This window comes from Candidatus Binatus sp. (assembly GCF_036567905.1).
In the GTDB taxonomy this organism is placed as follows: domain Bacteria; phylum Desulfobacterota; class Binatia; order Binatales; family Binataceae; genus Binatus.
On record NZ_DATCTO010000102.1, the window covers coordinates 24179 to 48789 of the forward strand.

The window sequence follows — 24611 nt, forward strand, 5'->3', positions numbered from 1 at the left end:
GGAATCGCTAGCCGCTCGACGCGCAACCGCACACCGACCAGGCCGCGTCGGCAAGCGCGGGTACCAGCTGCTTCATGCCGGCGAACAGAGGATCGTCGGCCTGTCCGCGCACGAATCGGGCGTAGCTGCCCTCCATGATGATCGCGAGCTTGAACAGCGCCAGCGCCTGATAGAAGGAAAAATCGCACATCGCGCGCCCGGTGCGGCGCTCGTATCGATCGATCATCTCGCGCCGCGCCATCCATCCTTCGGCGGCGTCCATGCTGGCGATCACGCCGCCCGCCGCGCGGTCGGTTGGGTCGGGCCAGTAGGTCAGCATCCAGCCCAAATCGGCCAGCGGATCGCCGATGGTGGACATCTCCCAATCGAGCACGGCGATCGCGCGGGCGCTGTTGGGGTCGAACATCACGTTGTCGAGCTTGTAATCTCCATGGACAATCGTGGGCGGCGGCGACTGGGGGATTCTCGCGCGCAGCCAATCCTTGACGTTTTCCATCACGGGCAGCGGGCGGGTGTGCACAATCGTGCGCTCGAGCTGATCGGACCATCGCTTGAGCTGGCGTTCGAGGTAGCCGTCAGGCCGTCCGAAACCCTCAAGACCGACCGCGCGCCAATCGACTTCCTGCAGCGCGACGAGCACCTCGACCATCTGCTCGCTGACCCGGCGGCGAAGCTCGGGGGTTTGAGCGAAATGCCGGTTGTTGGCTCGCACTACCTCGCCGCGCATGTACTCCATCAGGTAAAACGGCGCGCCGAGATATGACGGATCGTCGCACACCGCGTATACGCGCGGCACCGGCACGGCAGTGTCCTGGAGAGCCTTGAGCACGCGGTATTCGCGCATCATGTCGTGCGCGGTCGGGAGCAGCGATCCACGCGGCGGGCGGCGCAGCACCCAGCAATGGCCATCGAAATGAATCAGATGGACCTCGTTGGAATGGCCGAACGAGATATTTTCGGAGCGAAGCGCGCCGGTGCCGCCGAGCTTTTGCTCATCGAGGAACCGCTTCAAGCCGGCGAGATCGACCGTGGCCGACGGCCCGGTTTTTTCCTGCGTCGAAGTACTCATCGAGCCGTACTGTTTTCGCAAACGCAGCTCGCGGTCAAGTGAAATTGACCTGGCCGCGCCGATTCGGCTGCCGCCGCCTCCGCGAGCGGCGTCTTGCGACGGCAAAGCGCAGACCTATACAAAGAAATGCAGTGAACGCGGCGCCAAAGTTGAACGACAGCCAGAGCACCGGCCAGTTGGCGGCGATTATCCGCCTGGCGCGGCCCCATCAGTGGATCAAGAACGCGCTGGTATTGGCGGCGTTGGTATTCGGCCAGCGTCTGTTCGTTTTGCACGACGTCGTGCTTGCGGTCATCGCAGTCGTCGCGTTCTGCGCGCTTTCGAGCGCCGGTTACGTTCTCAATGACATCGCCGACCGCGACGCGGATCGACTGAATCCCGAAAAATGCGACCGCCCGCTGGCGCGCGGCGATATCACGGTTGCCGCGGCAGGCAGGGCGGCCCTCTCGCTGGCTGCGATTGCGGGCGTGTTGAGCATCGTATTGGGCCTGGCATTCGTGGGAATCGCACTGCTGTACGTCGCGCTTCAGCTTGGATATTCGCTGTGGGCCAAGCATCAGGTGGTGATCGACGTCATCGCGGTTGCGCTTGGTTTCGTGCTGCGCGCATTCGCCGGCGGCGTCGCGATCCACGTCGAGGTATCGCCGTGGCTGGTCTTCATCACGTTCGTGTTGGCGCTGTTCCTGGTGCTGGCGCGCAGACGCCACGAGCTGATTGCGCTGGGCGACGGCGCCGTCGCGCATCGCAGCGCGCTCTCGCAGTACAGCGTCCGGCTGGTCGATCAGATGATCTCAATCGTCGCCGGCGCGACTCTCGTCAGCTACATGATTTACACCGCGTCGGCCGAGGTCGAAGCGAAGCTCGGGAGCCGGCATCTCTATCTGACGGCGCCGTTCGTCGCCTTCGGAATCCTGCGCTATCTGTACCTGATCGACGAGCGCAACGAAGGCGGCGACCCCGCCAGCGCGCTGCTCCACGATCGGCCGCTGATGCTCGCGGTCGCGCTGTGGATCCTTACCGATGTCGCGTTGTTGTACTTCTAGGACTGCGATTCGCGCGCGCTCTCAATAATTTGGCAGAACTCCGGTGGGCGAGCCGACCAGGCCCAGTTGCTGGAACGGATTGCGTCCAAACGGACTTTGCCCATACGAGCCCAAACCGCCAAGCGTCAACTGGAACTGGAACTGTACGTCATTGGGATTGTACGAATCGGTGACTCCGAAGTCCGCCGCCCAGCAATCGCACGCCGATTTCAGCCGCACGCCATATTCGGTATACAGCGCTTGATTCGAGGTAATATCGTAGCTGGGCGCAAAGTAAACGCCCATGAAATCGAATAGTTCTGTGTACGCGGCTCCCGATATGAACTCCGCGGCGTTTTTGTTCGTCCCGGGCAAGACCGTGTCGCGTCGATTGGCGTAGTTGAATCCCAACTGGAGGAACGAGCCTTGCAGCGCCTTGCCCATAGCCATTTCAGACCCTTGGCTCGACCACGGCGGCTGATAACTCACCGCCGCGTCGGCAAACGTGACCCCGGCGTGGGGTCGCGGACTGTAGTCGACCTGCGAACTAAATGCCATAACCTCGGTCGCATAGACGTGCAACAGCGCCTCGATGTCCGACATGTCCGATCCATCGGACACTTGGTGCCCAAGGTCGTAAGCCTGCTGTATCGTCAACGAGCCGAGCTGCGAGGAATGCTCACCGTCCCGGACGATGTTTCCGGCGTGCGGCACCAACGAGTCCGCGATGGGTTCTTCGTGCGGCGGTCCACCGGTCGAATCGGCATCGGATAATCCTTCGGTCGCAGTCGTGTCGGTGGTCGTCTCCTCCGGCGGCAATCCACTGGACTTGGCGAACAGGCGCGTGGTGAACCCATAACTGAAGAGGCTGCGCGAGTTCAGACGATCGAACGAATCGAACAAGGGCATGTTGCCCTGATAAATGTTCGGCACGTAGTAATAGTTGGCAAACGGTTCGATCGTATTTTTGAGCTTCTCGATCGACTTCCATTGGACGTCGTAAACGCGATCGAGGATCGTTGAGATTCCGGCTTTTGCATATGGGACGATTCGTGCGCTGGTGCCTTCCGCACTGAGGGAGCTCAGCGCAACGCAATTATTGAAAACGAGCTGCTGACCGCCACCGTTTGCGCAAGTGAGGTTGGGGTACTTGGGTGCGGTTCCGACTGGAATGATCTTCAGGTTATGTCCGGCAGTGTCATAGAACGCCGCTTGGGCACCTATCTCCCCGTAACCCTGGAGGTAGTCGCCCAACCGCCATGGCAGTGTAACCCGAGGATTGGCGTCCAGCCGCGCGCCATCGATCCCTTTATACCGGTAGAAGTTAACCGCCTCCGCATCGTAATCCGCGAACATAAGGTTGCCGAATAGTTCCTGGCGTCCGGTCACCGTCAGATCGGGCAGCCGCTGCAACGCGAATTGTTGCGGCTGAATCAGATCCTGATTCCAGATGCCTCCCAGCCGCACGTACGCGTCTTCGAATCGATCAAGCAACCCGAAATCCGACGGCGCATCCCGCATCGAGCTGAAGTTAGTGGCCGCAAAGCCGTGCGACAACGTCCACACATCCATCTCTCGCAGGTACAGGCTGTCGCTGACGGAAATTGTGTCGCCGTATGCGATCAGATCGTTGGTGAGATGCTCCCGCATCATCCCGATAGCCCCGTAGCGGTCCAGTGGGATGTGCGGATCGGCGATCTGCGGGTCCACCATGTCGCGCAAACGATTCGCATCGGACCGGATCGACTCGTTGTAGAACGCGCCATCCACCCAGAAATAATCGTCCTTCCCGTTGACCAACCGATACTCGCCCAGGCCGCCGATTCGCTGCGACGTCTCGACGTCGAGCGCAACCGTCGCGTCGGAACTTTTATCAATCGCGAGATAGTACGGCTGAAGCCACTGAAATCCGCGCAGTCCCGATTCGCCCTCTCGCCCCATCAGAAGGCCGCTGTGCCGCGAAGTATCGGCCGGAAAAACAAAGTAGGGCGACGCTAGTATCGGGTAGCCGGCCACGTTGAAGGTGACGTTCTTGGCGGTGCCGGTGTGTCCCATGTTCACCACCATCTGCGCCGCGTTTATCGACCAGTCGGGCGTGCCCTTCTCGCATCCGCAGGTCGTAAAAAATCCATCCTTCACCTCGTAGCTCTGCCCCTCGAGCTTTACGATCTGCTTGCCTTCAAGATGGTAAATATTCTTTTTCGCCAACACCTTGGCGTTGTTGAGCACCATCGTCTCATTGGTAATGTCGATCGTCCCGTCGGTCGCCCACATTTCGATTTCCGGATCGATCAAATGGACGTGGCCGATCGCGCGGGCCTGGCGCTCACGGCGCATTACGTCGATCTCGTCGGCCTTCAGCACGCTGCCGCCCTGGCTCATGACGGCGTCGCCCTTTACCACGAAGGTGTCGGTCTTGGAGTCGTAGATCGTTTCCTGGCCGGTGACGGTGATCGGTTCTTCGCCGTGTTCGGTGCGGACCGGGGCAGGAACTGCAACCCCCTTCGAGCGCTTGGCGGGCTGGGGGGCGGCCGGCGCGTCCGCGTTGGCGCTAGCCGGTGAGAGCATCGCCGCCCACGCCAGCAAAACCGCGATCGCAATTCTTTTAAGCGCCGGCTTCAGCAAACAACCCAATTCGCCCCTCGCGGGTCAGAAAATACGGGTAAACTTCGCCGATAAGATACACCGAACCCGTGATTAGCGCCACGTCATCGGGCGCCAGTTCGGAAATCACCCGCTCGATCGCGCGGATCGGATCGCGCTCGACGCGAGCGGGACAGTGCGCCGCGAAATGCGCCACCAGTTCCTCCGGTTCCAGCGGGCTTTTGGGCTGGGCCCGCGTCAAGGTGACGTCGCGCACGCGCCGACCCAGCATCGCGGCCATCGTGGGCCATTCCTTGGCCGACTGGCAGCCGAATATCAGGCGCGGTTTCACCCCCGGACCGAGCTCGACGCTCATCGTCTCGAGCAGCGCCGCAATACTCATCTCGTTGTGCGCGCAATCAAGGATAACCAGCGGCCGCTTCGAGACGACGTCGAAGCGCCCCGGCCAGCATACTTCCCGGATGCCGCGGCGGATGGCGTCCTCGTCTATTCGCCAGCCCTGCGCGCGCAGCGCCTCGAGCGACGCCACCGCAATCGCGGCGTTCTCATGCTGAAATGGACCCGCGAGTCCAATCTCGAGATCGCGGATTTCCAGTCCAAGACCGTGGTAGTCCAATCGATGCGCCGGGGCATGCGATCGGTACGAAAAATCGCGATCGATCAAACGCACGGCGCTTCGGCGCTGCGCGGCAAGCGACGTCAGCACCAGCCGCGCATCGGGGTCGCGCGCGCCAATCACGACCGGGACATCGCTTTTGATTATCCCGCCCTTCTCTCCCGCGATCGCCGCGATCGTGTGGCCGAGATATTCCATGTGGTCGAAACCAATCGGCGTGATTACGCTCAAAATCGGCGTCACCACATTGGTCGAGTCGAGCCGCCCGCCCAGTCCCGTCTCGACCACCGCGCACTCGACGCCCGCGTCGGCGAAGTACAGGAACATCATCGCGACCGTGAACTCGAAAAACGTGAGCGCCAGCCCCGCGTGATCGTAAATCGCGCGCAGCCGCTCGATATAGTCGAGCATTTGCGCCGCCCCAATTTCGGCGCCGGAGACTCGCGTCCGCTCCGCCAGGTTCATCAGATGCGGCTTGGTGTAGAGTCCCGTGCGGTAGCCGGCTGCGCGCAGGCAACTGTCGAGCATCGCGGCCACCGAGCCTTTGCCCTTGGTGCCCGCGATATGCACGGCGCGAATCCGGCGATGCGGATTGCCGATCAGTTCGAGCGCGGCGTCCATGCGCTCGAGCTTGTAGATCTCGCCGCGCGACTCCAGCGAATAGAGCCAGTCGATGGTCTTGGCAAGCTGGTCCATTTCCAGCCCGGAGTTTACCGCCTGTCACTCGATGGCGGAAGATTCCGCCCACAGTCCCCTTCCCGTGTCATCCCGAGCGAAGCCGAGCGACCCCGAATCTTTTCCTGCGCCTCTCTGCTCGGGAGAGGCCGCGCCCGATTCTTACCTCGCCGGTAGTGCGCTAATTTGACTTAGGTCGTCCGCCCTTCAACTCATCAGGCGTAATGTCGGGAAACAGCCGATAAAGTTCGGTCGAAAACTCGATCGTGCCGTACATGCTCATGCCAATGAAATGGACATACTTCTTGAATTCTTCCTCCGATAAGTCGCCCATCGGAACATGACGCCGCATGTACTCGACAATGGCGTCAAGATTCAACCGAACCCCGCCCAAGAGGGAATCAATTCTAAGCGCGAAGTCTCTCTTCATGTGCCTGCCTCATCAAGTAGCTCAACCATTGACCATAGCCCATCCGTGACGCCAGCCGCGCGAGCGGGTGCCATTCGCAACGTCAAATTAGGACACGACCCAATCGGCGTACTTTACGGGAGACGCGGCCGGGAGCCTAGCAGCCGGCAGGTGAAGGATCTGCGGCTCCAGCAACGATTCTCTTTTTTTGTGTGATCCCGAGCGAAGCCGAGGGACCCCGGATTAACCTCTCCTTGTCCGAGGAGAGGTCGGCGCGATTCCTAGCGCGCCGGGAGAGGTTCAACACCCGCTAAGGCAACCACGCGCAAATCAGGACCCTTCCCCGCCGCGCCTGCCCTTGCCCTTCGATGCGCCCGCGCCCGCACCTCGATTGCCACGCGGCTTCGTCAGCATCGCCAGGATTCGCGACAGCGTGAAGCGCATCTGATGCCGCGGGACGATCGCGTCCAGCATCCCGTGCGCCAGTAAAAACTCCGCGCGCTGAAAGTCGTCGGGAAGCTGCTGATTGCTGGTCTGTTCGGTCACCCGCCGGCCCGCAAAACCGATCAGCGCGCCGGGCTCCGAAATATTCAAATCGCCGAGCATCGCAAACGATGCGGCCACACCGCCGGTGGTCGGATCGCACAGCACGGAAATGTAGGGCAGCCGCGCGTCGCGAAATCGCGCGATCGCGGAGGATACCTTCGCCATCTGCATCAGTGAAAGCGCGCCTTCCTGCATCCGCGCGCCCCCCGACGCAACGAACACGATCACCGGCAGCTTGCGCTCGCGCGCAATGTCGAACAGGCGCGCCAGCTTCTCGCCCACCACCACGCCCATGCTGCCGCCCATGAATTCAAAATCCATTACCCCGATCGCCACCGGCCGATTCTCGATTTTGCCGATTCCAACCACCACCGCATCGTTGCGGCCGCTGACCGCCCGGGCCTGTTCCATCCGCGCCGGGTACGGCTTGGAATCGACGAAGCCGAGCGGATCGCCAATGGACATGTCGGCCATCAGCTCGCGCCAGGTCCCGCGATCGACGCCGAGCGAAAGCCGCTGCGCGACGGTGACGCGGAAATGATATCCGCACTTGGGACACACGTTCAGATTGCGTTCCACTTCTTTGCGAAACGCCATCTCCTTGCACGACGGGCACTTCGTCCAGATGTCGTCGGACGGCGCCGGCGCCGCGACGGTCGTCGGTTCGCGTTCAGCCATCGCAGTCCCCCAATCCGGGCGCGCGCTCGCCGCCGCGCGCCGACTTCATCGCATCCTTCATTGCGCCGACCAGTCCGCCCACCGCCGCCACCGCGTCGCCGGACTTGATGTGCGCCTCGATCAGCAGGGAAATCGCACTGCCGACAACGACCGCATCCGCCATGGTCGCGACCTCGCCGGCCTGCGCGGGGGTCGAGATGCCGAAGCCGACGCCGATTGGCAGATCGGTGACGCTGCGCAGCTCGCGCATATGTTCTGCAATGCCGGAGTCGAGATGCGCCCGCGCGCCGGTCACTCCCGTCACCGATACATAATAGAGAAAGCCGCTGGCCGAGCGCGCGATCGCGCGGCTCCTGTCCAGCGGCGTCGTCGGTGCGAGCAGGTAGATGATGTCGAGACCATTGGCGCGCGCGGGCCGCTTGAGCTCGCCGGCTTCCTCGGGCGGCAGATCGACCGTAAGTATCCCGTCGATTCCCGCCCGCGCCGCGTCCGCGCACAACCGCTCGCATCCGTAGTGAAAGATCGGGTTGAAGTACCCGAACAGGATAATCGGAATCTGCGTCTGGGCCCGAAGCTCGCTCACCATCGAGAGAATCGCCGCCAACGACGCGCCCGCGCCGAGTCCGCGCGCCAGCGCGCGCTGGTTGGCAGGTCCGTCGGCCATCGGATCGGAAAACGGCACGCCCAGCTCGATCAAGTCGGCGCCGCGAGCCTCGAGTTCGAGCACCAGCCTGCGCGTGGTATCCATATCGGGGTCGCCGGCAACGATGAACGGGATTAACGCCGCCTCGCCGCGCGCGCGCAGCTCCCGAAACTTACGTTTGATTCTGCCCGCCGATGCCATAATCCTACACCGTCACCCCGAACGCCTTGGCGACCGTCTGCATGTCCTTGTCGCCGCGCCCCGACAGATTCACGATCATGATTTGTTCCTTCGCCAGTTGCGGCGCCAGCTTGATTGCGTGCGCCACCGCATGAGCGCTCTCGAGCGCCGGAATGATTCCCTCGGTCTCCGACAGCGTCTTCAGAGCGTCGAGCGCCTCGGCGTCGGTAACCGAAGTGTATTCGGCGCGGCCCACATCCTTCAGCCACGAATGCTCGGGCCCGACGCCCGGATAGTCCAGTCCGGCGGCGATCGAATGCGTCTCGCGAATCTGTCCGAGCTCGTCCTGCAGCAGGTAAGTCTTGTTGCCGTGCAGAACGCCGACGCTGCCCGTCGTGATCGTGGCCGCATGATGCGGTCCGCTGATGCCCAGCCCGGCAGCCTCGACCCCGATCATCCGCACAGCCTTGTCTTTGATGAACGGATAGAAAAGTCCAATCGCGTTCGAGCCGCCGTTGACGCACGCGACCAGCACGTCGGGCATACGCCCTTCGTGTTTGAGAATCTGGCGGCGCGCTTCACGCCCGATGACCGACTGGAAGTCACGCACGATCATCGGGTACGGATGCGGTCCCGCGGTGGTGCCGATCAGATAGTAAGTGTTGCGCACCGTCGCGATCCAATCGCGCAACGCCTCGTTCATCGCGTCCTTCAGGCTCTTGCTGCCGCCCTCGACGGGAGTGACCTTCGCGCCGAGCAGTTTCATCCGAAAGACGTTCAGCGATTGACGCTCGACGTCGATCGAACCCATGAAGACTTCGCATTCGCGGCGAAACAGCGCCGCCATCGTCGCGGTGGCGACGCCGTGCTGTCCCGCGCCGGTCTCGGCGGAGATGCGCGACTTGTTCATGCGCACCGCCAGCAGAGCCTGTCCCAGAGTGTTGTTCACCTTGTGCGCGCCGGTGTGGCAAAGGTCCTCGCGCTTCAAATAAATTTTCGCGCCGCCGAGCCGCGCCGTGAGATTCTCGCACAAGTAGAGCGGCGTCGGGCGTCCCACGAACTCCCGTGAGCGCTGCTCCAGCTCGTCGCGGAATTTTGGATCGCGGCGCGCCTGCTTGTAGGCGCTCTCGAGCTCGAACAGCGCCGGCATCAGGGTTTCCGCAACGTACTTTCCGCCGAACTGACCGAAATGGCCGCGGCTATCGGGAACGTTTTGCATTTTTTACGAAGCTCCTCAGTTTATCGTGGTCTTTTACGCCCGGCGACGATTCGACGCCGCTGGCGCAATCGACCGCGTAAGGGCCGAGTGCGGCCACCTCGGCGACGTTGTCGGGATTCAATCCGCCGGCGACAAACGCGCGGCTCAAGTCCAGCCGGCGAAGCTGATCCAGCGGGAGACGGCTTCCAGAGCCGCCGCGGAGCTTTGCATCGAAGGCGTCGAACAGCACGTAGTCCGCGCGGCGCGGCGTCGCGCCCGGCATTTCGCCCGGCTTCAGCCGGTTTGTGACAATCGACGGAACCGGCCAACCCGCGAGCGCCGCGCCGTCCTCGTCGCCGGAGAACTGGATCATGTCGAGCGACGCGGCGCGCAATCGGTCATCTATGTAGGCGCGCTCGGCGTTAACGAACACTCCGATCACCGCGGCGCGGGAGCCAATCGCCGCATGAATCTCCCGGGCGCGATCGACCGCGACGTAACGCGGACTTTTCGCGTAGAAATTGAGACCGATCATGTCGGCGCCGGCGGCAATTGCCGCGTGCGCGTCTTCGATGCGCGTTATGCCGCAAATTTTCACGCGAACCGTCATCTTACTTCCGCGCCGGCGCCCCCCGAAATGCATTCATCAGCTCGACGAGTTTCGCACCCGGCTTAGCGCCTCTCAGCAGGCTCTCGCCGATCAGAAACGCGCGCGCGCCCGCCGCGTCGAGCCGCCGAATATCGCCGGGCGAATCGATTCCACTTTCGGTCACGATCACCGCGTCGCCGCTATAGCCCGCCAGCAGGCGCTCGGTCACCGCGATATCGGTCACAAAAGTATGCAGGTCGCGGTTGTTGATACCTACCAGCCCCGAGCCGATTTTCTCCGCGAGCGCGAACTCGCCGGGATCGTGCGACTCGACCAGCGCCGCCATCCCAAGCTCACGCGCGAGCGCCGCGATCGATCGCAGCTCTCCCTCTTTCAGCATCGCGGCGATCAGCAAAATGCAATCCGCGCCTGCCGCGCGCGCTTCGTACACCTGGTACGGCTCGAAGATGAAGTCTTTGCGCAACAGCGGGACATCCACGGCGGCGCGGACCAAGCGCAGATCGTCGAGCGAGCCCTTGAAATGGACGTCGGTCAGAACGGAGATGGCAGCCGCTCCGCTGGCGACGTATTCGCGGGCGACCGTGGCTGGATCGAGTCCCGGCATAATGTCGCCCTTGGTGGGCGACGCGCGCTTGATCTCCGCGATTATCGCGGGACGCCGGGCGCGCAACGCCGCGACGAAATCGCGCGGCTTGGGCGCGCGCCCCGCCTCGGCGACGATCGCCATCGGCGACACCACTGCGCGTCGAGCGCGCACCTCGGCGCGTTTGGCGGCGTAAATGTTGTCGAGGATCGAGGTCATTGTGTTTTTCTTGGGACTTCTTTCGGGATTTCTCCGCTGCTGGCGCGACGCAGCTTGTCGAGGACTTCCAGCGCGCGGCTGGTGGCGATAATTTCGCGAGCCGCATCGACGCCTGCTTTCAGCGACGCCGCCATTTCGCCAACGTAAATTGCGGCGCCCCCGTTCAGCGCGAGCACATCTTGCGCCGGGCCCGCGCCGCCATCAAGCGCGCCGCGCAAGACCCGAACGGCGTCGTCGAGATTCCTGATCACCAGCGTGCGATGGTCGCCGCGCGACACGCCGAGGCTCTCCGGCGTGATTTCATATTCCGTCAACTCGCCATTGCGGAGTTCCGTAACATGGGTCGGACCGTCGAGCGCGATTTCGTCAACTCCATTGTCGCCATGCACGACCATCGCGCGCCGGGTTCCGAGCGCCCTGAGTGCGTGCGCCATCGGTCTGACCAGGCTCTCCTCGGCGACGCCCAACAGATGGAAGTGCGGACGCGCAGGGTTGCCGATCGCGCCCATCAGATTGAAGATGGTGCGAATTCCGAGCGCGCGTCTGAGCGGCGCAAGCTGCTTGAACGCGGGATGATACGCCGGCGCGAAAATGTGGCAGCATCCCGCCGCGTCCAGGCATCGTTTCAGCCCATCCGGATCGCAATCGACTTTCACGCCCATCGCCTCGAGCACGTCGGCAGTGCCGACTGTGCCGCTGATCGCTCGATTGCCATGCTTGGCGACCGGCACGCCCGCCGCCGCGGCGATCAACGCGGCGCCGGTCGAGATGTTGAAGGTGCTGGCGCCGTCGCCGCCGGTTCCGCAGGTGTCGAGCACGTCGCCGGCGCGAAGATCGAGCGGACGCCCGCGCTTAAGCATCGCACGCACCGCGCCGGCCAGCTCATCGGCCTCGGCGCCCTTGATTTTGAGCGCCAACAAAAACGCGCCCACGACGGCGTCGTGCGCGCCGCCGTCCATGACCTCGCCGATCGCGAGTTCAGCCTCGGCGCCGGTGAGCGAGCGCCCCTCGATGAGCGCTTGCAGCGCGCCGTGCAGTCCGCTCATCGCGCGTTTTCCTCTTGATCGATCCGGTCGAGAAAGTTTTTCAGCAGATGCTTGCCTTCGAAGGTCAGAATCGATTCGGGATGAAACTGCACGCCTTCGACCGCGTGCTGTTTGTGGCGAAGCCCCATGATTTCGTTTTCCGCGGTGCGGGCGCTGACTTCCAGCGCCGGCGGAATCGACGCCGCATCGACTATCAGCGAATGATAGCGCATCGCGTCGAACGGGCTGGGAATTCCCGCGAAAATCGTTTTGCCATCGTGAATTATCGGCGAGGTCTTGCCGTGCATCAGGCGACCGGCGCGCACGACCTTCCCACCGAACGCCTCGCCGATGCATTGCAGCCCGAGGCACACGCCGAGAATCGGAACTTCACCCGCCATCTGGCGCAGCAGCTTCAGCGAGATTCCGGCCTGCGCGGGAGTGCACGGTCCGGGCGAGATGACGACCGCGGCGGGATGAAGCGCGCGAACGCCGGCGACGTCGATGGCGTCGTTGCGCTTGACGGTGACTCCTGCGCCGAGTTCGCCCAGGTACTGCACGAGGTTGTAGGTAAACGAGTCGTAGTTGTCGATCATCAGGATTCGGACTTTTTCATTGCCTGCCATGCAACCTACCTCTTCGCCGCGTTTTCAAAATCGCGCGCGGCCGCAAGCGCCCGCACCATCGCGCGAGCCTTGTTGACCGATTCCTCGAATTCCGCGCCGGGGTCCGAGTCGGCGACGACGCCGCCGCCGGCCTGAATGTAAACGCGATTGTTCTTGATCAGCAGCGTGCGCAGCGCGATCGCGGTGTCGGTGTTGCCGGTGTAGCTGAAATAGCCGACCGCGCCGGCGTACACGCCGCGGCGCACGCTCTCGAGCTCGTCGATAATTTCCATGGCGCGGATTTTCGGAGCGCCGGAGACGGTGCCCTGCGGAAAGGTCGCCGCGAATGCGTCGAACGCATCGCATCCCTCGCGCAGCACGCCGGTGACGTTCGACACTATATGCATCACGTGCGAGTAGCGTTCGACGACCATCAGCTCCGTCACTTTCACCGAGCCGATTTCGGAGACCCGGCCGACGTCGTTGCGCCCCAGATCGACCAGCATCACGTGCTCGGCGCGTTCCTTGGGATCGGCGAGCAACTCGGCTTCGAGCTCCCGGTCCTCGGCTTCCGTCGCGCCGCGCCGGCGCGTTCCCGCGATCGGCCGCAGCGTAATCTCGCGACCCTCGACCCGGACCATCACTTCCGGCGAAGCGCCGACCAGCGTGTGATCGCCCAGGCGCAGGTAGAACATGTAGGGCGACGGGTTAATCGTGCGCAGGCTGCGGTAGATGTTGAACGGATGCACGGTCAGCGGCGCCTCGAAGCGCTGCGACGGGACGACCTGGATAACGTCGCCGGCCGCGATGTATTCCTTGGCGGCGGAAACCATCGCCATGTAGCCTTCGCGCGTCTGGTTCGAGGTGATGGACGCGTCGTTGACGGCGGCGTTGTTCGCACCCTCCAGAAACGGGGGCACGGCGGGACGTTTGAGGCGCTCGATTATCTCGTCGATCTTCACGCGCGCGCTTTGATACGCCATTTTGGTCGAGGCGAACTCCTCGACCGGCACGTTGGCGATTATTTTCAGCGTCTGGCGGACGTTGTCGAAGCACAGCACCGTGTCGGTGAACATCAGGCAAAAATCGGGGGTGCCGAGATCGTCGCGCGTGGTCTCGGGAATCTTCTCGAAGCATCGCACGATATCGTAAGCGAGAAATCCGACCGCGCCGCCGAAGAAGCGCGGCAGGTTGGCCAGCTCGGGGGCGCGCAAGCGCTTGACCTCGGCGCGCAACTCCTCGAACGAGTTGGCCACCGAGCGCACTTCGACGCCGCGGCCGGGCCGGATGATGTCCATTCGGTTTTTGCGCGCACGCATCACGACCGCCGGCTCGGAGCCGAGAAAGGTGTAGCGTCCCCATTTCTCGCCGCCGCGGACGCTTTCGAGCAGAAAAGCGTAGTCGTCGCGCGCGACCTTCAGGAAGGCGGAGACGGGAGTCTCGAGGTCGGCGGCGATTTCCTCGAAGACCGGGATCAGGTTGAATCCACGCGCCGCCAGTTGTTCGAATTCGTTTTCAGTGGGTTGCAACATCTAGATTGCCTCTCTTGCTTCCAACTCCGTCACTCAAAAAAGAAAAGGGCCGCAGGTTTTTCGCCCGCAGCCCTCATAAGAAATCGGTTTTGTGATGAATTACAAAGCCGGCGCGCAGGCGGGTGCATCGACGTGCCAACGCCACCATCCCGCACAAACTTTCCGGCTCGTGAAATTCATCGTTGAATCAATGATCCATGCGCGACGGGCAATTGTCAATGCGGGGGCGCGCGCCTGCCTCAATGCGAGGTCGTGTAGGCCTGGCGGTACTGCTCGCGCAGTTTGTTCTGCGCCGCATTCGCTTCGTCGGCGCTGGCGTAGGGTCCGATGCGCACGCGGTACCAGGTCTGCCCGTTGAGCGCGACCTTTATCTCCTGCGCGCTGTAGCCGAGCGTTTTGAGCCGCGAGACCATCTCGTCCGCCCCGCTCTTGTCCATCACGGCTTCGATCTGGATGTTGTACGGTTTCGCGCCGGGAGCAAGGGCGCGGGCCGGTCGGGCGGGAGCGGAAGCCGTTTCGGAACCTTCGCCGGATCCGATTTCGTTGTCGGGCTCGGGACGATTGATCGCGGGCGCCTCGGGACCCGGCTTCAAGCGCGCGACGGTGGCGGGCGGTTTGATCGGGAGCGCGAGGGGCGCAGACGCGACCGATGGCGCCGCGGCAGCCACCGGCGACATCTCAGCTACGGGCGCGGGCTTTTCGCCGGATGCCGGCGGATTCGGCAGCGGGTAGGTCGAGGAGATTTGATTCAAGTCGGGTTGGTTCTGCAGGGCCATCTCGTGGCCCGCGACCAATCCCAGCAAGAAGACCGCGCCCGACAGCCCGACCAGTCCGAGTAGGATTAGAAACGCACCGCCCGCCCTGATTTCGAATCGCATCCCGTTTTCGTTCCTCACATCCGCTCTGGAGCGCTCACCCCGAGCAACTCGAGGCCGCCCGCAATCGCATCCTTGAGAATCCCAGCCATGAACATCCGCGCCAAACTGAGTTCGCGATCCGGCCCGATTATACGACTGGCGGGCTTGTTGTAGTAGCGATGGAACTCGCCGGCCAGTTCGAGCAGATAGAACGGAATCCGATGCGGCTCGAGCGCCTCGGCCGCCGCGGACATGACCTCGGGGAGTCCAACCGCACGCTTGGCGAGATCGAGTTCCTCGGCGCCGAGCAAATTGAGATCGATGACCGACGGCTCCGCGGGGAGCATCAAGCCCTTGGCCGCGCCCTCGCGAAAGATACTCGCCAGGCGCGCGTGCGCATACTGGACGTAAAAGACGGGGTTCTCAGGCGCCTGCTTTTTGGCGAGTTCGAGATCGAAGTCGAGCTGGCTGTCGGACTTGCGGAACAAAAAGAAAAATCGCACCACGTCGGCGCCGACCTCGTCGATCAACTCGTCGAGCGTCACGTAGGTCGCCTTGCGCGTGGACATCTTGACCTTTTCGCCGCCGCGCGTGAGCGTGACGAACTGGTAGATAATCGCGCTGACGGGCGTCGTGTCGTAGCCGAGCGCCTTGACCGCGGCGATGACCTGCTGATGCTCAGCGATGTGATCGGCGCCGAACACGTCCACGATCAGATCGAAACCGCGCTTGAGCTTGTCGATGTGATAGGCGATGTCCGGCGTGCGATAGGTCGGCTGGCGGTCGGGGCCGGAGCGCACCAGCACCGCGTCCTTGGGAAGTCCCAACGGCTCACCGCGCAGCCACGTAGCGCCGTCCTTTTCGACTGTGAAGCCGCCGTCGCGCAGCGATTTGAGGACGGCTTCAACCAGGCCGGCGTTGATGAGATCGAGCTCGTTGGTATAGACGTCGAAGCGAATCCCCAGGCGCGTGCAGGTCTGGTTGATGTCGGCGAAGATCGCTTTGACGGCCGCCGCGCGGAAAATATCGAGCTCGGTCACGGACACGAGCGCGTCGCCCCGCTCCGCTTTCAGAACGCGCGCGATGTCGCGGATATACTCGCCCTGGTAGCCGTCTTCGGGCAGCGGCGCGTCGATGCCGTGCTCCTGGAGATATCGCGCGCGCACCGACTCGCCGAGCAACTTCATCTGGCGGCCGCCGTCGTTGAAATAATATTCGCGCGTGACGTCGAAGCCCGCCGCCTCGTAAAGGCGCGCGATGGTGTCGCCGAGCACGGCGTTGCGGCCGTGGCCGACGGTCAGGGGGCCGGTGGGATTGGCGGAGAGAAACTCGACCTGGACTTTTCTTCTTTCGTTGGCTCCCGGACGCAGCTCCCATGCGCGCGGCTTCCAGAACGCGCGTCCATCGCTCGCGGCGCGGCGCATCTCGGAATGCCAGTAGGCGGGCGACATTTTGAAATTGAGGAAGCCTGGGCCGGCGACCGACACCTCGCTCACTTCCGCCGGCATCGCGACGTGCGACTTGATAATTTCCGCGATCACGCGCGGCGGTTTGTGCTCGGTCTTGGCAACAGTCAGCGCGACGTTCGAGGCGATGTCGCCGTGGGCAGAGTCCCTGGGCGCTTCGATTCCGATCGAAGGAATGTCCGCGGTCAACTGACCCGCGGCGCGCGCCCGCTCGATTGCGTCGCGAAGGATGGAGACGATCAGTTCTTTCATCGGTGAAGCCGTGGATGCGTGCAGCAATCGTGTCAGATAGACGGCGCGATGTTAAGGCGCGCGGCGGCGGGCTTGACGATCGCGGCGGTCTACTCTTTTCTTTTTAACCAGGCAGGATCGTTGGCGAGGGTTGGATAGCCCGAGCCCAGCTGGATCAACACGCCATGGGCGGCGCGCGGGGAGATGAAAGCCTCGAAACTCGTTGGGGACCACTGGGTTTCATCGACGATTCGCACGCCCTGCTCCCTCAGCGCGGCGGTTTTGGATTTGCAGTCGGGAACGTTGAAGGTCAGATGATGCATCCCTTCGCCGCGCTTTTCGAGAAACTTGTGCAGGAACGAATTTGGGCCGAGCGGCTCCAGGAGCTCGATCGTCAGCCCGCCCAGATCAAACTCAGCGAGCTTGAAGCCGGCCGCTTCGTCGGCGCCTTCGTACATAAAGCTCGCGCCGAGAATATCCTCGAAAAACTTGCGCGCCTCGGCGAGGCTCTTAACCGCGATGCCGATATGGTCGAGTTTGCCGATTGGTGGATTAGCCATCGCCGCAGTCTCCAAATTGATTGACGTGATGTCGAATATGATCGAATAGACATGGCTATGCCAGCGACGCAATGGAAAATGCCGCCGCTCGTAAAAGCGTACGAAGCGCTCGGGGCGATCGGCGACGGCCGGGTGCGAATCGAGGACAGCCGGCGGGCGACGGTCGTGTCGTCGGACGGGTCGAAGACTTACGAAGTGGAGATCTCGGCGGACGGGCGCGAGATCGCGTCGAACGACAACGCGTCGTACTGGCAGGGCTACCTGGGCTATCCGGCGATCGCGGTGCTGATCGCGCGCGAATTTTATCGTCCCCCGGCGAACGTGACCGACGCGCTGGCGGGAGTGGCGTGGAAGGAACTCAATAGCAAGTTCAAAAACGACTGGGCCAGGACGATCGCGGAAGTCGAGAAGAGCCTCGAGCAGGCCGGGCACGATCCCGACGCGGTGCGATCGGAAGCCGAAGCCGTGCTGAACTTTCTTCGCGCGCTACGACCGGTGCGCGGCAGGCGCATCCGCCCACCGGCAGAAAAACCGGCCATCAAGAGCCGCTAGCAGGCCGCGCCAGGGAACTAGTTACAGGTACCGCTGACCGACACGTCGTACATCTGCACGATAATAAAATCGCGCATGCTGAGCTCGGTGGTCACTCCGGATATTTTGCCGCTGGCGCAACCGCTGAGGAGATTCGCAAGCGCGGTCTGCGTAAGCCCTTGCGGCGCGACCAGACGAAGGAATCCGAGATCGCTCGCGCTCGAGCTGATTGGAGCGCCGGCACCCGCGCGACCCGAGATCGCACTTGACTCAACGACGACGCATCCGTAAGCCTGCACGCATCCCGCAAGCAACGCAGCCAGAATTATCGAGTTGATCCGTTTCATGGTTCCTCCGGTTTCTAGATTCAGCGCGATAAGAGCGCGCGAGCGATGGTAATTCGCATCGCGAAACAAAGTCAATCGCGCGCGAGCGGCAAGGCGACCTGCTGTTGCACGATGTAGCAAGATGCTAGCGTGGCGGGATTCGCACCGGGACGGGGGCTTCGATGGCGAACGGGGCTGGCGGATCGATCACACCTTTTTTCACGATATGGACTGCACCGCGCGCGACGATTCGGCGCATCGTCGATGCCGATCCGACGCACAACGTCATCGCGCTCGCGGCCATCGGGTCGGGGATCAGCGCGCTGTCGGGCCAGTGGTCGAAGGCGCTTGGCAACAACGCCAATCTGTCGGTCTTGTGGCCGCTGTGGGTCGCCTTCATCGTCGCGCTCTCGGCGGCCCTCGGAGTTCTGTCTCTGTTCATTGGCGGCGTGGTTCTAAAATGGACAGGAAGCCTGCTCGGCGGCGTCGCGAGCCGGGTCGAAGTGCGCGCCGCGCTGGCGTGGTCGCAGGTGCCTGCGATCGCCGGTGCGATCTTGTTTTTGATCGCGGTGCTGCTGGGCGTGCCGATACCGGTTCCGACGCCGGGAGCATTGCCTCAAATCGCTCCCGCGTTTTTCATGATCATTGTCGTCGAAGGAGTGCTCGGTTTTTGGGGTTTCATCGTCTCGCTGAAGTGCATCGGCGAGGTGCATCGATTCTCGGCGTGGCGCGCGCTGGCCGCGGTCCTGATACCGGGGCTCATTGCGTTAGCCGCAATCGGTTTCATCGTATTCGCAGGCGGTCGCATGGCGGGACATCACTGATCGATTAGTCCACGTGCAATCGCGCGGCCAGGCGCGAGAAGCGCAGGCGCTCATCCTGATTGCGCACCGCCTGCTGCAATGCGCTCTTGGTCCCGACCAGTACGCATACCCGCTCGGCGCGCGTGATCGCGGTGTAGAGCAGATTGCGGCGCAGCATCAGGTAGTGGCTCGAATGTATCGGCATCACGATCGCGGGATACTGGCTGCCCTGGCTCTTATGCACTGAAATCGCGTAGGCGAGCGCCAGTTCGTCGAGCTCCGACAGGTCGTATTCGGCGCGGGTTTCCTCGAACGCGACGCTAACGCGCGCCTTGTCCGAGTCGATCGCAACAATCCTGCCGATCGATCCGTTGAAGACGTCCTTGTCGTAATTGTTGCGCAACTGGATAACGCGGTCGCCCTCGCGAAACACGCGATCGCCGGCGCGCAGTTCGCGTCCCGAGGGATTGAGCAGGCTTTGCAGCTCGCGATTGAGGATGTGGGTGCCGAGCGGGCCGCGATTCATCGGCGTCAGCACCTGGATTTCGCGCGGGTCGCTTATGCCGAACCGTCCGATCAGCCGCTGTTGCACGAGCTGCTTGATCGTCGCGAGCACGTCCTCGGCAGCGTTGCGCTCGAAGAAAAAAAAGTCGCCTTCGGCGTCATTGGAGATTTGCGGGAATTCACCGCGATTCAAGCGATGCGCGTTGGCGACTATCAGGCTGCGGCGCGCCTGTCGATAAACCTCCCGCAATTGCACGACCGGCACGAAGTCGGATGCGATCACGTCCTTGAGCACGCTGCCGGGGCCAACCGACGGAAGTTGATCGCGATCGCCGACCAGCAGCAGCGAGCAGTTAGGCATCAGCGCGGACAGCAGGCTCGAAGCGAGATCGACATCCATCATCGAGGCTTCATCGATGATCAGATAGTTGGTGCGGAGCGGAAATTCCTTGCCGCGGACAAAGCCGCCGCTCTCGGGGGAGTATTCGAGCAGCCGATGAATGGTCTTTGCGTCGCGGCCCGATGCTTCCTGGAGCCGACGAGCCGCACGCCCGGTCGGCGCGGCAAGCGTCGGCTTCAAACCGACCTCGGCCAGCGCGGCCAGCAGCGAGCGCAGCAGGGTCGTCTTGCCGGTGCCGGGACCGCCGGTGATAACGGTGACGCGGCTGGCCAGGGCGCATCGGAGCGCGCTCTTTTGTTCGGGCGACAGTTCGAGTTCAGAGCTTCGCACGGCCGCATCCAGGGCGCGCTGGATCAGATCCTTGTTCATCGCGCGGCCTGCGTTTAATTCCGCGATTCGCCGTGCGACGTTCACTTCGGCCTCGTGCAGGCGTGCGAGATAGACGGCAGTGTGATCGTCCGCCTGTTCGACAACCACCTCGCCGCCGGCCGCGAGCTCATTGACGGCCTCGCGCGCCAGCTCGGGCTCCATCTCGAGCGCGGTGCGGAACTGGCCTTCGAGATGCTCGAAGGGCGAATAGACGTGGCCCTCGTCGGACATGCGCTCGAGCAGGTACAGGACCGCGGCGCGGGCGCGCTGGATCGAGTTGCGCGGGATGCCGAGTTTCTCCGCGACGGCGTCGGCGGTGCGAAATCCGATGCCATGAATGGTGCGCGCGAGTACGTATGGATCGCGCCGTACGACCTCGAGCGCGTCCTTGCCGTAGAACTTGTGGATGCGGCGCGCGTGCGAGGCAGCCAGGCCGTGCCCGCGCAGAAAAACCGTCAGCTCGCGCAGCCCGGACGAGTCGCGCCATGCAGCCGCGATTGCCCGCGTGACCGCGGCTCCGATGCCGGGGACTTCGCGCATGCGTTCGGGAGCGTGGTCGAGCACCTCGCCGAGCGAGTCTCCGAAATGTTCGGCGATTCGCCGCGCCAGCGCGGGGCCGATGCCCTTTATTTCCGAAGCGAGGTAGCGTTCGAGCGCGACCGCTCCGGCGGGCCGCAGCGTTTCGAAATCCACCACGTGAAACTGATCGCCATAGACCTTGTGCTGTTCGAAGCCGCCTTGAGCGCGGATGGTCGAGCCAACTTCCAGACCGGCGAGATTGCCAACCACCGTGACGCGGCGGGAGTCGCCATGTTCGCCGGCAACGACCACGACCGCGACCGAATAGCCATTCTTTTCGTTTACGAACAGGACCTGATCGAGGATGCCCTCCAGCGTCTCGGCCGCATGATGCGCTTGTGCCACGCAAAGAGGATTACGCGCGGCGAGCGCCGCGTCCAGTTGACGGCGATGGGAGCGTCAACAGGCGCGGGCGAAATCAGACTTCAGACTTCGATCGTTTCCCACTTGCCGGTCTGGAAGCGCCAGACCTTCACCGTCGAGCGAACGACGTAGTCGGCAAGCAGAGACCACCAGATCCAGATGATACTGCCGCCGTGGGACCAAATGAGAATCGTGAGGAAGAGCCTCATTCCGTAAAAGCCCGCCAGCGAACCGTAAAGGGGAAAGCGCGAATCGCCCGCGCCGCGCAGGGCCCCGGTGATCGTCCAATCGATCGCCATCAGCGGTTGCGCGGCCGCGAGTGCGTACATGAACTGTACCGTGTAGCCGATGACCTGTTTGTCGTCGATGAAGAGCGCCGCGATCTGATGGGCAAAGACGATAAACAGCAGGCCCATAGCGGTCATCAGCACAATCGCCATACCGGTCGATTCCCATCCGGCCTTGCGCGAGAACTTCGGGTCGCCCGCGCCGAGGCCCTGACCGACAAGAGTCGCCGAGGCGGCCGAGAATCCGAAGCCGGGCAGAAACGACAGCGCCAGGATTCGTACGCCGATGAAATATGCGGCGATTTCCTTGACGCCGTAACGCGCGACGAATCCGACATAGGCGACGAAGCCGAACTGGATCAGTAATTGTTCGATGGCGGCGGGATTGCCCACACTAAGGATTCGCCGGCCGAGGCCGAGGTCGGGCCACAGCCCCTTCCATCGGAAGTTGAGCACCATCCCGTCGATCGAGAGCGCGTAGAAGAACAAAATCCCGCCGAAGGCGATCGCGAGCAATGTCGCCACAGCCGAGCCGTCCACGCCGAGCGCGGGAAATCCGAGCTTGCCGAAGATGAGCACGTAGTTGAGAAAGATTGCGAGCACGTCGATGATACCGCCGATCCACAGCGGCGTGCGCATGTCACCGGCGCCGCGCAACGCCGCCGCGCACATCAGAAAGATTCCCTGGAACGGCTCCGACAGCATCACGACCTGCAGGTAACGCGCACCCATGTCGGCCATCTCGCCCTTGACCTGGAACAACCCCATCAGCGGACGGGCGAAAATGATTACGGGAATCGCGATGATCGTCGAAACCAATACGCCGAAAACGACGGACTGCTTGAGCACTTCCTCGGCGTTGTCCCGATCGTTCGCACCGATATAACGCGCGACCAGCGCGACAGTGCCGGTGCCGACCGCCGCAATGCCGGCGCGCACCGCACCCAGGATTTGCATGGCGAGCCCGACTGCACCGACCGCGTTCGCCCCGAGCCGTCCCACCATCAGCATCGAAGAAAGACCGAGAATCGAATCGAGTCCGAACGACAGAATGACGGGCCACGCGAGCGCCCATACCTCGAAGCGGATCCGCTCGATCGGTGGCAGGGTCATCGCCCCCCTGCTCTGCGCACCGACTTCGGGAACCGACTCGAGAAATTCGGACATGATTGTGAACAGTTACGCCAGCACGAGGCGTGTTAGTCAATGGACTGCGCGCGGCGGCGGCCGGCAAGCGCGAGCAGAGGAAGATCGTGCGCGCGCGCAAAATCCGCTATATCTCGCGCAGGGGCGGACAAGGAAATCCTGATGACCGAAGCCGGGTCTGCGACAATCGAATCGTTGTCAGGCGATAGGCCGTCGCGCCGGCCGCTTGAAATTTTCGCGGCGATCTTCGTCGTCGCCGGATTGATCTACTCGTCTCATCTTGGCGCCAACGCGCTCGGCGCGAGCGAGGCCTACAGCGCTTGGGCGGCGGCAAAGCCGGGAGTCGGCGCGATCGTTCGGACGCCGGTGCTGCACGATCCCGGCAAGCAGGTCTTTTACTACGTCGTGCTGCATTACTACACGCAGATATTCGGGCTGAGTGAAATTTCGCTGCGCTCGATGTCGGTGATCTTTTCGCTGGTGACGCTCGCGCTGGTGTTCGCGCTCGGCTGCGAAATGTTCGACAAAAGCACGGCGCTCGCGGCGGCCGCGATGTGGGCATTCAACCCGCTCGCGGTGGTGTTCGCGCACACGGCGCGAATGTACCCGATGCTCATCGCGATCGCGCTCGCGCATCTGCTGACGCTGCTGCGAGTGCGGTCCCGACCCGGCATCATCGGCGGCATCGGCTGCGGAATATTGGGCGCCGCGATGGCTTACACGCATCTGGCCGGGCTCCTGATTCTCGGTGCGGAAGCCGCGATCCTGCTGCGCGATCTCTCGCGCGGCAGACGCGATACGATCGCGTGGCTGGCGATAGCGCTCGCGATTGTCCTGTTCCTTCCCTACCTGCCCGTCGCGATTGGACAAAGTCAGCAAATGATTTATGGGCATTGGTTGGACTATCTGGGGCCGCCCTACAACTATCCGCTGGCGGCCAAACTGGCGGCAGGGCTGGTCGCGGCTGGAGTGACATGCTGGCTGGTATTGGGCCGCACAGTGGAACGAGACGGCAACGAACCGATTCGAGTGCTCGCGGCGTGGATCGGACTGCCGGCGCTGGCATTCATCGTCGGGTCGGTAATCCTGCATCCGATGTTCAATCCGCGCTACCTTTCGCCGGGGATCGCGGCGTCGCCGTTGTTGATTGCCGCGGTCATCGGCGCGTGGAGCGCCAAGTGGCGCAATCTGCTGGCGGCAGGCTTCGTCGTGGCATGCTTGATCATGCTGCCGTTTGCGCGGTCCAAGCCGCCGCCGTGGCGGGATTTGGCCGGGCAAGTCGCCGGCGGCGGCGCGTCGGAACCGGTCTTCTTTGAATCGGGGTTCGTATCGAACGCAAGCACGGCGAACGTCCCCAATGGCGGATTTCCATTTGGCTATTACTCAGTTCCGTTCGATTACTACTTTCGCGGCGCCAATCCGCGAATAGCTATTCCGGGATTTGATGCTGCGGCCGCGCGAATGACTATTGAGGAGCGGGTTTCATCGGCCGGCGGTGGATGGCTGGTCAGTTGGAAGGATAGCAACGCGGTCAAGTCCGAACTCCCCGACCCAAAGCGCTTCACAGTGGTCGAGAAATTCCGCGGCGACCATCTCACGTTCTACCGGATCACGCCGTCCGGCAGGGGTGTGCCAGTGGCGCGTCCCGCGAAATAAGGCGACGGGGTGGACAGGATGAGGCAAGAATCACCTGCGCGGTGGGCGGTCGCGGCGGCGACGGCGCAGGGTTAAGGCTGCGCGACGGGGGCGCAAGGTAAATCGCGAGATACGCGCGAGCCGCGTCTCTCGCTCTCGGCCGTGGGAGCAGGGCTGAGCAGGGCTGAGCCCTGCGCCCAGTATTATTGAGCTTCGCGTAATATAGTGACATTGCTGTGATTTTCTGTTAGGCTACAGGGCATGGGATTTCCAGCAGGGGTAGTCAGGGACTTCGACAGATTGGAACGGCGGCGGATGCGCGCGGCGAGTTTACTTGCGA

At 62.9% G+C, this 24611-nt stretch carries 22 protein-coding genes; 4 read left to right on the top strand and 18 right to left on the bottom strand.

Annotation, left to right across the window (positions count from 1 at the left end):
* Positions 1–7 precede the first annotated feature (7 nt).
* Positions 8–1069 carry a phosphotransferase family protein gene (locus tag VIO10_RS15970; RefSeq protein WP_331966596.1) on the bottom strand — a complete coding sequence of 354 codons (1062 nt, stop codon included), beginning with the start codon at positions 1067–1069 and terminating at the stop codon, positions 8–10.
* 131 nt (positions 1070–1200) lie between these two features.
* On the opposite strand from VIO10_RS15970, the gene VIO10_RS15975 reads away from it, so the two are divergent.
* Positions 1201–2112, top strand: a complete 912-nt coding sequence (locus tag VIO10_RS15975; protein ID WP_331966599.1) for a decaprenyl-phosphate phosphoribosyltransferase — start codon at positions 1201–1203, stop codon at positions 2110–2112.
* A gap of 21 nt (positions 2113–2133) precedes the next feature.
* On the opposite strand, the gene VIO10_RS15980 is transcribed toward VIO10_RS15975, so the two are convergent.
* From VIO10_RS15980 to VIO10_RS16045, 14 genes are all read right to left on the bottom strand, one after another.
* On the bottom strand, positions 2134–4716 hold the full coding sequence (locus tag VIO10_RS15980) for an LPS-assembly protein LptD (RefSeq protein WP_331966602.1): 2583 nt from the start codon (positions 4714–4716) through the stop codon (positions 2134–2136).
* Entirely contained in the window at positions 4697–6007 is a 1311-nt protein-coding gene (locus tag VIO10_RS15985; RefSeq protein WP_331966605.1) for a folylpolyglutamate synthase/dihydrofolate synthase family protein, read from the bottom strand. Before VIO10_RS15985 ends, VIO10_RS15980 begins: the two co-directional genes overlap by 20 nt.
* Before the next feature lie 160 nt (positions 6008–6167).
* A complete protein-coding gene (locus tag VIO10_RS15990; protein WP_331966608.1) occupies positions 6168–6365 on the bottom strand; it encodes a hypothetical protein in 198 nt (65 codons plus the stop codon).
* A 360-nt stretch (positions 6366–6725) separates the two neighbouring features.
* Positions 6726–7619 (bottom strand): acetyl-CoA carboxylase, carboxyltransferase subunit beta, encoded by an 894-nt coding sequence (gene accD / locus VIO10_RS15995; protein ID WP_331966611.1) that lies wholly within the window; start codon positions 7617–7619, stop codon positions 6726–6728.
* On the bottom strand, positions 7612–8463 hold the full coding sequence (gene trpA / locus VIO10_RS16000) for a tryptophan synthase subunit alpha (RefSeq protein WP_331966614.1): 852 nt from the start codon (positions 8461–8463) through the stop codon (positions 7612–7614). The genes accD and trpA overlap by 8 nt, the downstream gene beginning before the upstream one ends.
* Before the next feature lie 4 nt (positions 8464–8467).
* Positions 8468–9661 carry a tryptophan synthase subunit beta gene (gene trpB, locus VIO10_RS16005; protein ID WP_331966617.1) on the bottom strand — a complete coding sequence of 398 codons (1194 nt, stop codon included), beginning with the start codon at positions 9659–9661 and terminating at the stop codon, positions 8468–8470.
* Positions 9642–10250 carry a phosphoribosylanthranilate isomerase gene (locus VIO10_RS16010; RefSeq protein WP_331966619.1) on the bottom strand — a complete coding sequence of 203 codons (609 nt, stop codon included), beginning with the start codon at positions 10248–10250 and terminating at the stop codon, positions 9642–9644. Before VIO10_RS16010 ends, trpB begins: the two co-directional genes overlap by 20 nt.
* 1 nt (position 10251) lies before the next feature.
* The gene (gene trpC, locus VIO10_RS16015) at positions 10252–11052 is read right to left on the bottom strand and encodes an indole-3-glycerol phosphate synthase TrpC (protein ID WP_331966623.1); all 801 of its coding nucleotides are present in this window, start codon (positions 11050–11052) and stop codon (positions 10252–10254) included.
* Positions 11049–12098, bottom strand: a complete 1050-nt coding sequence (gene trpD / locus VIO10_RS16020) for an anthranilate phosphoribosyltransferase (RefSeq protein ID WP_331966626.1) — start codon at positions 12096–12098, stop codon at positions 11049–11051. Before trpD ends, trpC begins: the two co-directional genes overlap by 4 nt.
* Positions 12095–12703 (bottom strand): aminodeoxychorismate/anthranilate synthase component II, encoded by a 609-nt coding sequence (locus VIO10_RS16025; protein WP_331966629.1) that lies wholly within the window; start codon positions 12701–12703, stop codon positions 12095–12097. Before VIO10_RS16025 ends, trpD begins: the two co-directional genes overlap by 4 nt.
* A 5-nt stretch (positions 12704–12708) precedes the next feature.
* On the bottom strand, positions 12709–14214 hold the full coding sequence (gene trpE / locus VIO10_RS16030) for an anthranilate synthase component I (protein ID WP_331966632.1): 1506 nt from the start codon (positions 14212–14214) through the stop codon (positions 12709–12711).
* 239 nt (positions 14215–14453) lie between these two features.
* Positions 14454–15092: an SPOR domain-containing protein gene (locus VIO10_RS16035; protein ID WP_331966635.1), complete on the bottom strand. Its 639-nt coding sequence runs from the start codon at positions 15090–15092 to the stop codon at positions 14454–14456.
* Between the two features lie 14 nt (positions 15093–15106).
* Positions 15107–16789, bottom strand: a complete 1683-nt coding sequence (gene argS, locus VIO10_RS16040) for an arginine--tRNA ligase (protein WP_331966638.1) — start codon at positions 16787–16789, stop codon at positions 15107–15109.
* 89 nt (positions 16790–16878) lie between these two features.
* Positions 16879–17328 (bottom strand): VOC family protein, encoded by a 450-nt coding sequence (locus VIO10_RS16045; RefSeq protein ID WP_331966641.1) that lies wholly within the window; start codon positions 17326–17328, stop codon positions 16879–16881.
* A 57-nt stretch (positions 17329–17385) separates the two neighbouring features.
* Between VIO10_RS16045 and VIO10_RS16050 the strand changes: the two genes are divergently transcribed.
* On the top strand, positions 17386–17880 hold the full coding sequence (locus VIO10_RS16050; RefSeq protein ID WP_331966644.1) for a hypothetical protein: 495 nt from the start codon (positions 17386–17388) through the stop codon (positions 17878–17880).
* Between the two features lie 17 nt (positions 17881–17897).
* On the opposite strand, the gene VIO10_RS16055 is transcribed toward VIO10_RS16050, so the two are convergent.
* Positions 17898–18206: a hypothetical protein gene (locus VIO10_RS16055; protein WP_331966647.1), complete on the bottom strand. Its 309-nt coding sequence runs from the start codon at positions 18204–18206 to the stop codon at positions 17898–17900.
* 161 nt (positions 18207–18367) lie between these two features.
* Between VIO10_RS16055 and VIO10_RS16060 the strand changes: the two genes are divergently transcribed.
* Complete coding sequence (locus VIO10_RS16060; RefSeq protein WP_331966650.1) at positions 18368–19009, top strand: Yip1 family protein; 642 nt, start codon at positions 18368–18370, stop codon at positions 19007–19009.
* A 4-nt stretch (positions 19010–19013) separates the two neighbouring features.
* On the opposite strand, the gene VIO10_RS16065 is transcribed toward VIO10_RS16060, so the two are convergent.
* Both VIO10_RS16065 and VIO10_RS16070 read right to left on the bottom strand, forming a co-directional pair.
* On the bottom strand, positions 19014–21185 hold the full coding sequence (locus VIO10_RS16065; RefSeq protein ID WP_331966653.1) for an ATP-dependent RecD-like DNA helicase: 2172 nt from the start codon (positions 21183–21185) through the stop codon (positions 19014–19016).
* Positions 21186–21265: 80 nt separating this feature from the next.
* The gene (locus VIO10_RS16070; protein ID WP_331966656.1) at positions 21266–22657 is read right to left on the bottom strand and encodes an MATE family efflux transporter; all 1392 of its coding nucleotides are present in this window, start codon (positions 22655–22657) and stop codon (positions 21266–21268) included.
* A 141-nt stretch (positions 22658–22798) separates the two neighbouring features.
* Here VIO10_RS16070 and VIO10_RS16075 point away from each other — a divergent pair, with 141 nt between their 5' ends.
* Positions 22799–24292, top strand: a complete 1494-nt coding sequence (locus VIO10_RS16075) for a glycosyltransferase family 39 protein (RefSeq protein WP_331966660.1) — start codon at positions 22799–22801, stop codon at positions 24290–24292.
* The last annotated feature ends 319 nt before the right edge of the window (positions 24293–24611 follow it).